Genomic DNA, 13514 nt, shown 5'->3' on the forward strand with positions numbered 1-13514 from the left:
CCATCACCGGACTCAACGCCGAGGTCGGCGCGTCCGTCACCTCCGGCGCCGGCATCTGCGACATCAAGGCCTGACGGTCCGAAGCAGACAGGGAAGGGCCCGCAGGCAGCCGCCTGCGGGCCCTTCGCCGTTCACGGCAGCCGGCTGTTCGCGGCAGGAGGGGCGGGGCGGCTCACTGCGTACGGGCACGCACCCGGGATCGTACGGTGCCGTGCCCGGCGTCGTACCGGATCGCGCCCGGCGTCGTACGGCGTCGTGCCCGGGTTCAGCGGCGGCGGAGGTCCGCGACGCGGGCCGTGCGCTCCATGGGTTCGGCGCCGAGGGCGCCGGGACCGGGGCCCCGGAACTGTCCGGCGGGCATCCGGCCGCCGCGCTGCACCGGCAGCGGCATCTCGCGGCGGCCCCGGACACCCGGCGGCAGCTGCTCGGCGGCGGGGGCGGCGCTCTGACCGGTGCCGGCCACGGCGATCTGCACGCCCTGGTCGGCGAGGGCCTGGAGTTCGGAGGCGGCGCGCTCGTCGTGCGGCGGCGGCTCGTCGGTGACCAGGCGGGTGATCACGTCCGTCGGCACCGTCTGGAACATGGTGTCGGTGCCGAGCTTGGTGTGGTCGGCGAGGACCACGACCTCGGCGGCCGCCTGCACCAGGGCCCGGTCCACGCTCGCGGAGAGCATGTTGGAGGTGGAGAGGCCGCGTTCGGCGGTGAGACCGCTGCCGGAGAGGAAGGCGCGGGAGACCCGCAGCCCCTGGAGCGACTGCTCGGCGCCGCTGCCCACGAGGGCGTAGTTGGAGCCGCGCAGGGTGCCGCCGGTCATGACGACCTCGACGCGGTTGGCGTGCGCCAGCGCCTGGGCGACGAGCAGCGAGTTGGTGACCACGGTCAGGCCGGGGACCCGGGCGAGCCGGCGGGCCAGCTCCTGGGTGGTGGTTCCGGCGCCGACGACGATGGCCTCGCCCTCTTCGACCAGACTCGCGGCGACGTCGGCGATGGCCGTCTTCTCCGCGGTCGCGAGATGGGATTTCTGCGGGAAGCCGGATTCTCGCGTGAATCCGCCCGGCAACACCGCACCGCCGTGCCGGCGGTCGAGGAGTCCTTCTGCCTCCAGGGCCCGTACGTCACGGCGCACGGTCACTTCGGAGGTCTGGACGACGCGGGCGAGCTCGCGGAGCGACACGGCCCCATTGGCTCGCACCATTTCGAGGATCAACTGGCGACGTTCTGCAGCGAACACGAAACTGACAGTAACGTGCACTGCCGCGGGTTTTCAGCACTATGCGCCGGATTGCGGAACATACACACAGGCGGGGCTCCCAAGTGGTATGGAGAGCCCCGCCTTTGATCGATCTATGCCCCGTCTTGCCGGGGGTTGTCCGAGTCGGCGAACCGTTCCCGCAGGCGGGGAGCGTGATCGCCGCCGGCCCTACGCCTCGCCCGAGGTCTTTCGGGTGTGCAACTGCCGTGCCACTTCCGCGATCGAGCCCGACAGGGAGGGGTACACGGTGAAAGCATTTGCGATCTGTTCGACCGTCAGATTGTTGTCGACCGCGATCGAGATGGGGTGGATCAGCTCGCTCGCCTTGGGGGCGACGACACAGCCGCCGACCACGATGCCGGTGCCGGGGCGGCAGAAGATCTTGACGAAGCCGTCCCGGATGCCCTGCATCTTGGCGCGCGGGTTGCGCAGCAGCGGCAGCTTGACGACCTTGGCGTCGATCTTGCCCGCCTCCACGTCGGCCTGGGTGTAGCCGACGGTGGCGATCTCGGGGTCGGTGAAGACGTTCGAGGAGACCGTCTTCAGGTTGAGCGGGGCCACCGCGTCGCCGAGGAAGTGGTACATCGCGATCCGGCCCTGCATGGCGGCGACCGAGGCGAGCGCGAAGACGCCGGTGACGTCGCCCGCCGCGTACACGCCGGGGGCGGTGGTGCGGGAGACCTTGTCGGTCCAGATGTGCCCGGAGTCCTTCAGCTTGACCCCGGCCTCCTCCAGGCCCATGCCGGCGGAGTTCGGGATCGCGCCGACGGCCATCAGGCAGTGGGTGCCGGAGATGACCCGGCCGTCCGAGAGGGTGACCTCGACCCGGTCGCCGACCCGCTTGGCGGACTCGGCGCGGGAGCGGGCCATGACGTTCATGCCGCGGCGGCGGAAGACGTCCTCCAGGACCGCGGCGGCGTCCGGGTCCTCGCCCGGGAGCACCCGGTCGCGGGAGGAGACCAGGGTGACGCGGGAGCCGAGGGCCTGGTAGGCGCCGGCGAACTCGGCGCCGGTCACGCCGGAACCGACCACGATGAGCTCCTCCGGGAGCTCCTTGAGGTCGTAGACCTGCGTCCAGTTCAGGATCCGCTCGCCGTCCGGCTTGGCGTCGGGCACCTCGCGCGGGTGACCGCCGGTGGCGATCAGCACCGCGTCGGCGGTCAGCGTCTCCTCGGTGCCGTCGGCGGCGGTGACGACCACCTGGCGGGAGCCGTCCATGGCCTGCCGGCCGGAGAGCCTGCCGCGGCCGCGCAGCACCCGGGCGCCCGCCCGGGTGACCGAGGCGGTGATGTCGTGCGACTGGGCGAGCGCCAGCCGCTTCACCCGTCGGTTGACCTTGCCGAGGTCCACGCCGACGACGCGGGCGGCCTGCTCGACGTGCGGGGTGTCGTCCGCGACGATGATGCCCAGCTCCTCGTAGGAGGAGTCGAAGGTGGTCATCACCTCGGCGGTGGCGATCAGGGTCTTGGAGGGGACGCAGTCGGTCAGGACGGACGCGCCGCCGAGGCCGTCGCAGTCGACGACGGTCACCTCCGCGCCGAGTTGGGCGCCCACCAGGGCCGCCTCGTATCCGCCGGGTCCGCCGCCGATGATCACGATCCGGGTCACTGGGATCTACGCCTCGCGTCTCGTTCTGCCGGGGGTGTGCGGCCCCCGTGGGGTGCAGTGCGTACGCCATTGTCCCGCACGCCTCAAGTGCGTACTCCATTGTCCCGTACGCCGCCCGGTCCCTCGCGCCGGGGGCGGAAAAAGCCCGTCCGGGGCGCCGCGGGAGCACCCGGGCGCCCGCCACCTCGGGTTTCGCCCTCCGCCCCCGCCCCTCCCGTACCCTCGGTCCCATGTCGCTCTACGCCGCGTACGCCGGCAACCTCGATCCGCGGCTGATGAGCCGCCGCGCCCCGCACTCACCGCTGCGCGGCACCGGCTGGCTGAACGGCTGGCGGCTCACCTTCGGCGGGGAGCAGATGGGCTGGGAGGGGGCGCTCGCCACCCTCGTGGAGGCCCCCCGCCAGCAGGTCTTCGTGGCGCTGTACGACATCGCCCCGATGGACCAGGACTCGATGGACCGCTGGGAGGGCGTCGGCCTCGACATCTACCGGCGGATGCGGGTGCGGGTGCACACCCTCGACGGCGAGGAGCCGGCCTGGGTGTACGTGCTCAACGCCTACGAGGGCGGGCTGCCGTCCGCGCGCTACCTCGGCGAGGTCGCCGACGCGGCGGAGTCGGCGGGCGCGCCGCACGACTACGTGATGGAGATCCGCAAGCGCCCCTGCTGAGGCGACCGGCCGGACGCGCGTTCGTCGGAAACGACAAGACAACGATCGCATGTCCGTCCGCGCCGTCATCTACGCGCGTAGGAATTCTCCGGCTAGGCTTCCTGGCGAATGAAATCCGTCCGGGGTGACCGTCCTCGGACCCCTCCCCGAGGCGAGAGAGCCAGTGAACGCTACTGCCACCCCGTACGAGGCCGCCGAGGCCGCAGCCGCGCGACTGCGCGAGCTGACCGGAGTCGAGAACCACGACGTCGCCCTGGTCATGGGCTCCGGCTGGGCGCCGGCCGTGGACGCCCTCGGCGCCCCCGAGGCCGAGTTCCCCGTGACCGAGCTCCCGGGCTTCCCGCCGCCGGCCGTCGAGGGCCACGGCGGCAAGGTCCGCTCGTACAAGATCGGCGAGAAGCGCGTCCTGGTCTTCCTCGGCCGCACCCACTTCTACGAGGGCCGCGGCGTCGCCTCCGTCGCCCACGGCGTCCGGACGGCCGTCGCCGCCGGCGTGAAGACCGTCGTGCTGACGAACGGCTGCGGCGGCCTGCGCGAGGGCATGCGCCCCGGCCAGCCGGTCCTCATCTCCGACCACATCAACCTGACGGCCGCGTCGCCGATCGTCGGCGCGAACTTCGTCGACCTGACGGACCTGTACTCGCCGCGGCTGCGCGCGCTGTGCAAGGAGGTCGACGAGACGCTGGAGGAGGGCGTGTACGTCCAGTTCCCCGGCCCCCACTACGAGACCCCCGCCGAGATCAACATGGTCCGCGTCATGGGCGGCGACCTCGTCGGCATGTCCACCGTCCTGGAGGCCATCGCCGCCCGTGAGGCCGGCGCGGAGGTCCTCGGCATCTCCCTGGTCACCAACCTCGCGGCGGGGCTGTCGGGCGAGCCGCTGAACCACGAGGAGGTCCTTCAGGCGGGGCGCGACTCGGCGGCCCGGATGGGCGAACTGCTGACGCGGGTCCTCGACCGGATCTGATCCCTCCCGGCGCTCCCCGCGACGACGGTCGGCCCCGGGGCCGCGCCGGTTCTCCGGGGCGCCGCGGCGGCCTCCGCCTCCGACCGTCGGGGCGTCCTCGCCGGGGGCGCCCGCGGGCCGGCCGGTGCGGCCCGCGGGCGCGGGCGTGCCGTGTGCGGGCGGGGCGGGCGAGGGCGGGGCCGTGTCGGGCGTGGGGCCGGGGCCGCTGCGCGGAGCCTCACCCCGCCCCGCCCCTTCCCGAGACCGGGGGCTCAGTCCCGATCCCAGGCCGTCCGGCGCTCGAGGGCCCGGCCGAAGGCCGCACGGGGTCCGGGGCGGAGCCCCGGTTACGGGAAGGGGCGGGGTGGGGAAGGCTCCGCGCAGCGGCCCGCCCCCCGCGCACCACCGACCCTCACCCGCACCCAGCCACCGCCCCGCACCACTCCCACCTCACCCCACCCCCACCCCCACCCGCTCTCCGAAAGGCGCATCACCGTGACGCAGGACGACCTCCTCGCCCGGGCCCAGGCGTGGCTCGCCGAGGACCCCGATCCCGAGACCCGTGAGGAGCTCGGCGCGCTCCTCGACCGGGGGGACACCGACGAGCTGGGGGTCCGGTTCGCCGGGACGCTGCAGTTCGGCACCGCGGGGCTCCGCGGGGAGCTGGGCGCCGGGCCCATGCGGATGAACCGGTCCGTGGTGATCCGCGCCGCCGCCGGGCTCGCCGCGTACCTGCGGAAGAAGGGGCAGGCCGGCGGCCTGGTCGTCATCGGGTACGACGCCCGCTACAAGTCCGAGGACTTCGCCCGGGACACCGCCGCCGTGATGACCGGCGCCGGGCTGCGCGCCGCGCTGCTGCCGCGCCCGCTGCCGACGCCCGTCCTCGCCTTCGCCATAAGGCACCTGGGCGCCGTCGCCGGCGTCGAGGTGACCGCGAGCCACAACCCGCCCCGCGACAACGGCTACAAGGTGTACCTCGGTGACGGCTCGCAGATCGTGCCGCCGGCCGACGCCGAGATCGCGGCCGAGATCGAGGCCGTACGGGCCCTGGCCGACGTGCCGCGCCCGGACGACGGGTGGGAGGTGCTCGGGGACGAGGTCCTGGAGGCCTATCTGGCGCGGACCGACGCCGTGCTGACGCCCGGGTCGCCGCGGAGCGTGCGGACCGTGTACACGGCCATGCACGGCGTCGGGAAGGACGTGCTCACCGCCGTCTTCGCCCGGCACGGCTTCCCGCCGCCGGCGCTCGTCGCCGCGCAGGCCGAGCCCGACCCGGCGTTCCCGACCGTGGCGTTCCCGAACCCGGAGGAGCCGGGGGCCATGGACCTGGCCTTCGAGGCGGCCCGGGCCGTGGACCCCGACATCGTCATCGCCAACGACCCGGACGCCGACCGCTGCGCCGTCGCCGTGCCGGACGCCTCCGTCGAGGGCGGCTGGCGGATGCTCCGCGGCGACGAGGTCGGCGCGCTGCTCGCCGCGCACCTCGTGCGCAAGGGGGCCCGGGGCGTCTTCGCGGAGTCGATCGTGTCGTCCTCGCTGCTGGGGCGGATCGCCGCGGCGGCCGGGGTCGGGTACGAGGAGACCCTGACGGGCTTCAAGTGGATCGCCCGCGTCGACGGGCTGCGGTACGGGTACGAGGAGGCGCTCGGCTACTGCGTGGACCCGGAGGGCGTCCGCGACAAGGACGGCATCACCGCGGCGCTGCTCGTCGCCGAGCTGGCCTCGGAGCTGAAGGAACGGGACCGGACGCTGACCGACCTGCTCGACGACCTGGCGGTCGCGCACGGGCTGCACGCCACGGACCAGCTGTCGGTGCGCGTGGAGGACCTGAGCGTCATCGCGAACGCGATGGCGACGCTGCGCGCGACCCCGCCGGCGCGGCTGGCCGGGCTCACCGTCGTCTCGGCGGAGGACCTGACCAAGGGCACGGAGTCGCTGCCGCCGACGGACGGCCTGCGCTACCACCTGGAGGGCGACTACAAGGCCCGGGTGATCGTCCGCCCCTCGGGCACGGAGCCCAAGCTGAAGTGCTACCTGGAGGTCGTGGTCCCGGTCGCCGACGCGAGCGGGCTCGCGTCGGCCCGCGCCACCGGCGCCGAGGTGCTGGGCGCGCTGAAGAAGGACCTGGCGGCGGCCGCGGGGCTGTAGCCGGACGGCGGAGGGCCGGTACGGGAAACCCGTACCGGCCCTCCGCCGTGTCGCCCTCCGCCGTGTCGCCGGCCGGAGCGGCCGTCGGCGTGGTCCGCGGTCTGCGACGCGCGTGCGCGGGACGGGCCACGCCCGTCGTCCCGGCACGGCCGCCGGACGGGAGCCGGTGGCGGGGCGGCGGAGGGGCCGCCATGGCCCTCGCCGCCGGCGGCCGCGGGGACCCGCGCTCCCGGCCGGGCCGGGGGCTCCTCACCCCGTCGGCGCCCCGGGGGGCTCAGCCGGTCGCGCCGAGCACCACGAGGAGGAGCAGGCCGACGGCGGCCGGCGCGATGATCTCGTACGCCCAGCGGACCGTCGGCGTGCCCTGCGCCCCGGCCCTGCCCTGGTGGCGCTCGGCCATCTCCCGCAGGTCGGCGACGTTCTGGTCGCCGGCCGCGACGCGCGCGGCGGAGTCCCGGACGTCGGCGGTCACGGAGGTGCGCCCGTGGGGGTCGTCCTGGGAGGCGCGGGCGGCCTGGCGCGCCGCCCTCTTCCGCTGGCGCAGCGAGACGGGCATGGCCCACAGCTGGTACTTGGCGCCCTCGTGCGTGAAGACCTCGCTGGAGTAACCGGCCCGGACGTCGGCGACGGCGGCCCAGGGCAGCACGATCGAGCGGAACGGGTTGCGGATCCGGAGCCGGTCCTCGTTGGCCTGGACGGCGGGCCGGAGCGTGAAGGCGGTGATCAGCGGCACGGCGAGCAGCAGTCCGGCCAGCGCCAGCCAGGGCGTCCGCCCCTCGCCGCGCACCAGCGCGTCGCCCGCGAAGACGAGTGCCAGGGCGAGCAGGAAGACGCCCCCCGCGATCCCGAAGTTGGAGCGGTAGACGCGATCGGGGGAGGTCGGCTCGGGGTTCGACCCGGAGTTCGGCTCGGAGGGCGTGGGGCTCGTCATGCCGCCGATTCTGCCTCAGGACCCCCCGTGGGACTCGGGCGCCCCGCAGGCCACCGCCGCCACGGGGGTCAGCCCCGTCGGACCTCGGCCAGGTCCGCGTACAGGATGATGTTGTCCGGCCGGTGGCCGTCGGCGAGTTCGCCGCCGCAGGTGATCAGGCGCAGCTCGGGCCCGCGGGTGTCGCCGTAGACCTTCCCGGTCGGGAAGGCGTCCTTGTCGACCTGCTCCAGCTCCCGGATCCGGAAGACGGCGACGCTGTCGTCGGCCCGGGTCACGGTGATCGTGTCGCCGACCCGGACCTTGGCGACGTCCTTCAGCACGGCGGGCCCGCGCTCGGTGTCGAAGTGCCCGATGAGGACGGCGGGGCCGGTCTGGCCGGGCGTGACGCCCTTGCCGTACCAGCCGATCCGCTCGGCCTGGGCGACCGACGGCACCTCGACGGTCCCGTCGGCGTTCAGCCCGAGCTCCGGGATCCCGCGCGCGTCCACGCCGGCCGACGGCAGTTCGACCCGCACGGGCAGCGAGCGGGCGAGCGGCTTCACGGGCGCGGCGGAGGGCGCCGGCGCGGCCGACTCCACGATCCGGGCGGGCGGGGTGACCGCGTCGGGCGCGCCCCCGGCCGAACAGCCGACGAGGGCGGCCGCGAGCAGGACGGCGGCGGTGGCGGTGGCGGTACGACGGCGGCGCATGCGAGGGCTCCCGGGAGGACGGGGTGCGGCCGGCCGCCGCGTGGGACGCGACGGCCGGCCGGGGGTGGGGTGGAACGCTCCTGGCTCGGGTCAAGGGGCGGGGAGCGGGGCACGACGGTACGGCTCCGCCGCGGGGCGACGGGACGTACGAGGGGGCGGCACGGGCCCGCGGGCGGCGGGCCCGTACGGGGTCAGCCGCGGACGGCGGCGGTGCGGCGGCGCATCGCCAGGAAGCCGAGCCCGGCGGCGGTCAGCGCGGCGGCACCGGCGCCGGCGGCGACCAGCGTGCCGGAGCCCTCCTCGGCGGCGAGCTCGGCGCCGGCCGCGACGCCGCCCCGCGGGACGACGGAGGTCTGGCCGCCCTGGGCGGAGTTCTGCGGCGCGGAGGCGGAGGGGGCCGGGGCGGCGGGCTCGTCGCAGCCCTCGGGCAGGGCGGGGAAGGCGTTGTAGCGGTAGGGCGAGGCGCCGTCGTGACGCTGGCCGAGGCGCGGGGCGGCGGTGTCCGCGCCGTCGATGCGCAGACCGTTGGCCGCGTCGACGGGGTGGGCGCGGTCGACCCGGGACACCACGTCGTGCCGGGGGTCCTTGAGCACGGCCCAGGGGCCCTTCTCCAGGTCGTTGGTCATGACGAGGAGCCAGTCCGTGCCGTAGGAGGAACGGATCTCCTGGGTGACGGTGCACTTCCCGATGACGTGCGGCCCGTCCACGACCTCCGCCGGCGGCGGGGTGACCGGCTGGGCGGCCACCGGCACGGGCGCGGCCTGCTTCGCGGAGCCCGGGATGTACGCGGCGAAGGTGCCGGGCGACTCCAGGACGACGACGGCCTTGCCGAAGAAGTAGACCTTGCGGTCCCCGGCGCGGAGGTAGATGAAGGTGTCGCCCGGGGCGGTGGCGGAGCGAAGGCCGTAGTGGCCGTCCTTCTCGTCGACCTCGACGAGCGTGCCGTCCGCGAGGCGGTAGCGGCCGGGCTTGGCGTCGGTGGCGTTGCCGATCCAGTTGTGGATCGAGCCGTCGGGGTTGAGGACGAGGTACTCGCCGTTGTCCTGGCCCGCGACGGCGCGGGTCACCGCGTGGAGCTCGCCGACCTGGCGGCCGTCGCGGAAGAGGACCGCGAAGTGGTTCTCCTCCTTGAGCTTGTAGATCCTGGCGACGGTGCCGGTGAGCAGCGTCTCGGTGCGGACCAGCGTGCCGTGCTCGGGGCCGGCCTCGACGGCGGTGACCTCGCCCTCGGCGTCCAGGGTCACGGCGTACCCGGCGAAGACCCCGGTGTCCGTGGCACCGTGGCCGCCGCCGGCCTTCAGCTCGCCCAGCACGCTGGTGCCGCGCAGGACGGTCGCGGTGAAGTACCGGTGCTGGGTGCCCTTGGCGTGGACCTTCGCCGTCAGACCGCCGTCGAGCTCCACGGTGCGGACCGGGGCGTCGGCGTCGGAAGCGGCCTCGGCGGCCGGGGCGGTGGTGGCAGGCGCCTCGGTGGCCGGGGCCTTGGTGGCCGGCGCGGTGGTGGCGGCAGCCGGCGCGGCGGTCTTCGCGGGGGCGGTCGCGGCGGCCTTCGCGGGCGTGGGCGCGGCGGCCTTCGCGGGAGCACTCGCGGCGGCCGTCGGCGCCGGGGCCGTACCGGCGGCGAAGGCGCTGCCCGCGGTGAGGACCGGAGCGGCGGCGACGCCGGCGACGAGCGCGGAGGCGAGGGCGGTGCGAAGAACGGTGCGCATAACGACTCCCGAGAAGGTTCGGTGGCGGACGAAGAAGAGCCGCATGCCTGGCTGATGTCTCGATCGGGGAGGGCCGGTGAGTTCTCGCTGGCTGCTGAGAAAGAATCTAGTGATCTTGTATGAGGGATCAGTCCGCTCCGTGTCACGGGCGCGTGACAGCCCCCGCGCACCCGACGGGCGTGACGGCGCGAGACGCACGACACCCCTCCCCCGGCGCCCTCCCCTGTACAGTTCGCTACGCGCGTAGATATGCTGGACTGGTGACCATGCCCACCACTGCATCCGCAGCAGCAGCTTTCGCCGACGTGACCGCGTCCGAGAGCACGCTGCGCCGCTTCCTCCACGGGCTGCCCGGCGTCGACGCCGTGGGCTTGGAGGCGCGCGCCGCGTCCCTCGGCACCCGCTCGATCAAGACCACGGCCAAGGCCTACGCCATCGACCTGGCCATCTCCATGATCGACCTGACGACGCTCGAAGGCGCGGACACCCCGGGCAAGGTCCGGGCCCTCGCCGCCAAGGCCGTCCACCCCGATCCGACCGACCGCACGACCCCGACGACCGCCGCCGTCTGCGTCTACCCCGACATGGTGGCCACCGCCAAGGCCGCCCTCGCGGGCTCGGACGTCAAGGTCGCCTCGGTCGCCACCGCCTTCCCGGCGGGCCGCGCCGCCCTCCCCGTGAAGCTGGCCGACACCGCCGACGCGATCGCCGCGGGCGCGGACGAGATCGACATGGTCATCGACCGCGGCGCCTTCCTCGCCGGCCGGTACCTGGAGGTCTTCGAGCAGATCGCCGCCGTCAAGGCGGAGTGCGGCGACAGGGCCCGCCTCAAGGTGATCTTCGAGACCGGCGAGCTGTCCACCTACGACAACATCCGCCGCGCCTCCTGGCTCGGCATGATGGCCGGCGCCGACTTCATCAAGACCTCGACCGGCAAGGTCGCGGTCAACGCCACCCCGGCGAACACCCTCCTCATGCTGGAGGCGGTGCGCGACTTCCGCGCCCAGACCGGCGTGCAGATCGGCGTGAAGCCGGCCGGCGGCATCCGCAACACCAAGGAAGCCATCAAGTTCCTGGTGCTGGTCAACGAGACCGCCGGCGCGGACTGGCTGGACAGCCACTGGTTCCGCTTCGGCGCCTCCAGCCTGCTCAACGACCTGCTGATGCAGCGCCAGAAGATGGCCACCGGCCACTACTCCGGCCCCGATTACGTGACGGTGGACTGATCGACATGACCTCCCCCTTCGAGTACGCCCCCGCGCCCGAGTCGCGCGCGGTCGTCGACATCGCCCCGAGCTACGGCCTGTTCATCGACGGCGAGTTCACCGACGCGGCCGACGGCAAGGTCTTCAAGACCGTCTCCCCCTCCACCGAGGAGGTCCTCTCCGAGATCGCCCAGGCGGGCGAGGCGGACGTGGACCGCGCGGTGAAGGCGGCCCGCCGGGCCTTCGAGAAGTGGTCCGCGCTGCCCGGCTCCGAGCGCGCCAAGTACCTCTTCCGGATCGCCCGGATCATCCAGGAGCGCAGCCGCGAGCTGGCCGTCCTGGAGACCCTGGACAACGGCAAGCCGATCAAGGAGACCCGCGACGCGGACCTCCCCCTGGTCGCCGCGCACTTCTTCTACTACGCGGGCTGGGCCGACAAGCTCGACCACGCGGGCTTCGGCGCGGACCCGCGCCCGCTCGGCGTGGCCGGCCAGGTCATCCCGTGGAACTTCCCGCTGCTCATGCTGGCGTGGAAGATCGCCCCGGCGCTCGCGACCGGCAACACGGTCGTCCTGAAGCCCGCCGAGACGACCCCGCTCTCCGCCCTGTTCTTCGCGGACGTCTGCCGCCAGGCCGGCCTGCCGAAGGGCGTCGTCAACATCCTCCCCGGGTACGGCGACACCGGCGCCGCCCTCGTCGCGCACCCCGACGTGAACAAGGTCGCCTTCACCGGCTCGACCGCCGTCGGCAAGCGGATCGCCCGCACGGTCGCCGGCACCGACAAGAAGCTCACCCTGGAGCTCGGCGGCAAGGGCGCCAACATCGTCTTCGACGACGCGCCGATCGACCAGGCCGTCGAGGGCATCGTCAACGGCATCTTCTTCAACCAGGGCCAGGTCTGCTGCGCGGGCTCCCGCCTCCTGGTCCAGGAGTCGATCCAGGACGAGCTCCTGGACAGCCTCAAGCGCCGCCTGTCGACGCTCCGCCTCGGCGACCCGCTCGACAAGAACACCGACATCGGCGCCATCAACTCCGAGGAGCAGCTGAGCCGCATCACCTCGCTGGTGGAGCAGGGCGAGGCGGAGGGCGCCGAGCGCTGGACCGCCGCCTGCGACCTCCCGGAGGCCGGCTACTGGTTCGCCCCGACGCTCTTCACGAACGTCACGCAGGCGCACACCATCGCCCGCGACGAGGTCTTCGGCCCGGTCCTCTCCGTCCTCACCTTCCGCACCCCGGACGAGGCCGTCGCCAAGGCCAACAACAGCCAGTACGGCCTCTCCGCCGGCATCTGGACGGAGAAGGGCTCCCGCATCCTGGCGGTCGCGAACAAGCTCCGCGCCGGTGTCGTCTGGGCCAACACGTTCAACAAGTTCGACCCGACCTCGCCCTTCGGCGGCTACAAGGAGTCGGGCTTCGGCCGCGAGGGCGGCCGCCACGGTCTGGAGGCCTACCTCGATGTCTGAGCAGACCCGACTCTCCGTCTTCAAGACCTACAAGCTGTACGTCGGGGGCAAGTTCCCCCGCTCCGAGAGCGGCCGGGTGTACGAGGTGACCGACTCCAAGGGCAACTGGCTGGCGAACGCCCCCCTCTCCTCCCGCAAGGACGCCCGCGACGCGGTCGTCGCCGCCCGCAAGGCGCAGGGCGGCTGGGCGGGCGCGACCGCGTACCTGCGCGGCCAGATCCTCTACCGCGTCGCCGAGATGCTGGAGGGCCGCCGGGACCAGTTCGTCCGGGAGGTCGCGGACGCCGAGGGCCTGTCGAAGTCGAAGGCGGCGGCCCAGGTGGACGCCGCGATCGACCGCTGGGTCTGGTACGCGGGCTGGACCGACAAGATCGCCCAGGTCGTCGGCGGCGCCAACCCGGTCGCGGGCCCCTTCTTCAACCTCTCCACCCCGGAGCCGACCGGCGTCGTCACCGTGATCGCCCCCCAGGAGTCGTCCTTCCTGGGCCTGGTCTCGGTGATCGCCCCGGTCATCGCGACCGGCAACACGGCCGTCGTCATCGCCTCGGAGAAGGCCCCGCTCCCCGCCCTCTCCCTGGGCGAGGTCCTGGCCACCTCCGACCTTCCCGGCGGCGTGGTCAACATCCTCTCCGGCAAGGCCTCCGAGATGGGCCCGCACCTCGCGGCCCACCTGGACGTCAACGCGATCGACCTGACGGGCGCGGACGCCGACCTGGCCCGCGACCTGGAGATCGCGGCGGCGGAGAACCTGAAGCGCGTCCTGCGCCCCCGCACCGAGGACTTCGCCGAGTCCCCCGGCACGGACCGCATGACCGCCTTCCTGGAGACGAAGACCGTCTGGCACCCCACGGGTTCGCTGGGCGCGAGCGGCTCCTCGTACTAGCACCGCTCCGCA

Annotated in this window: 11 protein-coding genes; 6 read left to right on the forward strand and 5 right to left on the reverse strand. The window is 73.8% G+C overall.

Annotated features, from left to right (window positions below; translation table 11 throughout):
* Positions 1-265: 265 nt before the first annotated feature.
* A complete protein-coding gene (locus IE245_RS15980) occupies positions 266-1195 on the reverse strand; it encodes a DeoR/GlpR family DNA-binding transcription regulator (RefSeq protein ID WP_229851323.1) in 930 nt (309 codons plus the stop codon).
* Positions 1196-1420: 225 nt separating this feature from the next.
* Positions 1421-2860 carry an NAD(P)H-quinone dehydrogenase gene (locus tag IE245_RS15985; RefSeq protein ID WP_189947908.1) on the reverse strand — a complete coding sequence of 480 codons (1440 nt, stop codon included), beginning with the start codon at positions 2858-2860 and terminating at the stop codon, positions 1421-1423.
* 230 nt (positions 2861-3090) lie between these two features.
* Here IE245_RS15985 and IE245_RS15990 point away from each other — a divergent pair, with 230 nt between their 5' ends.
* From IE245_RS15990 to IE245_RS16000, 3 genes are all read left to right on the forward strand, one after another.
* Positions 3091-3528, forward strand: a complete 438-nt coding sequence (locus tag IE245_RS15990) for a gamma-glutamylcyclotransferase family protein (RefSeq protein ID WP_189947910.1) — start codon at positions 3091-3093, stop codon at positions 3526-3528.
* 163 nt (positions 3529-3691) lie between these two features.
* The gene (locus tag IE245_RS15995; protein ID WP_189947911.1) at positions 3692-4495 is read left to right on the forward strand and encodes a purine-nucleoside phosphorylase; all 804 of its coding nucleotides are present in this window, start codon (positions 3692-3694) and stop codon (positions 4493-4495) included.
* A 474-nt stretch (positions 4496-4969) separates the two neighbouring features.
* On the forward strand, positions 4970-6622 hold the full coding sequence (locus IE245_RS16000) for a phospho-sugar mutase (RefSeq protein WP_189947913.1): 1653 nt from the start codon (positions 4970-4972) through the stop codon (positions 6620-6622).
* Positions 6623-6896: 274 nt separating this feature from the next.
* Here IE245_RS16000 and IE245_RS16005 read toward each other — a convergent pair whose 3' ends face one another.
* The 3 genes from IE245_RS16005 to IE245_RS16015 all read right to left on the reverse strand — a co-directional run bounded on the left by IE245_RS16005 (position 6897) and on the right by IE245_RS16015 (position 9951).
* Positions 6897-7553, reverse strand: a complete 657-nt coding sequence (locus IE245_RS16005) for a PH domain-containing protein (protein ID WP_189947915.1) — start codon at positions 7551-7553, stop codon at positions 6897-6899.
* A 68-nt stretch (positions 7554-7621) separates the two neighbouring features.
* A complete protein-coding gene (locus tag IE245_RS16010; protein ID WP_189947917.1) occupies positions 7622-8242 on the reverse strand; it encodes a class F sortase in 621 nt (206 codons plus the stop codon).
* Between the two features lie 191 nt (positions 8243-8433).
* Entirely contained in the window at positions 8434-9951 is a 1518-nt protein-coding gene (locus IE245_RS16015) for a hypothetical protein (protein ID WP_189947919.1), read from the reverse strand.
* A gap of 266 nt (positions 9952-10217) precedes the next feature.
* Here IE245_RS16015 and deoC point away from each other — a divergent pair, with 266 nt between their 5' ends.
* From deoC to IE245_RS16030, 3 genes are read left to right on the forward strand one after another with little or no spacing between them, the layout of a single operon-like run.
* On the forward strand, positions 10218-11177 hold the full coding sequence (gene deoC, locus IE245_RS16020) for a deoxyribose-phosphate aldolase (protein WP_189947920.1): 960 nt from the start codon (positions 10218-10220) through the stop codon (positions 11175-11177).
* Between the two features lie 5 nt (positions 11178-11182).
* Positions 11183-12619: an aldehyde dehydrogenase family protein gene (locus IE245_RS16025; protein ID WP_189947922.1), complete on the forward strand. Its 1437-nt coding sequence runs from the start codon at positions 11183-11185 to the stop codon at positions 12617-12619.
* Positions 12612-13502 (forward strand): aldehyde dehydrogenase family protein, encoded by an 891-nt coding sequence (locus IE245_RS16030; RefSeq protein WP_189947924.1) that lies wholly within the window; start codon positions 12612-12614, stop codon positions 13500-13502. The genes IE245_RS16025 and IE245_RS16030 overlap by 8 nt, the downstream gene beginning before the upstream one ends.
* The last annotated feature ends 12 nt before the right edge of the window (positions 13503-13514 follow it).

The sequence above is a fragment of the Streptomyces roseolus genome (genome assembly GCF_014649855.1).
GTDB lineage: Bacteria > Actinomycetota > Actinomycetes > Streptomycetales > Streptomycetaceae > Streptomyces > Streptomyces roseolus.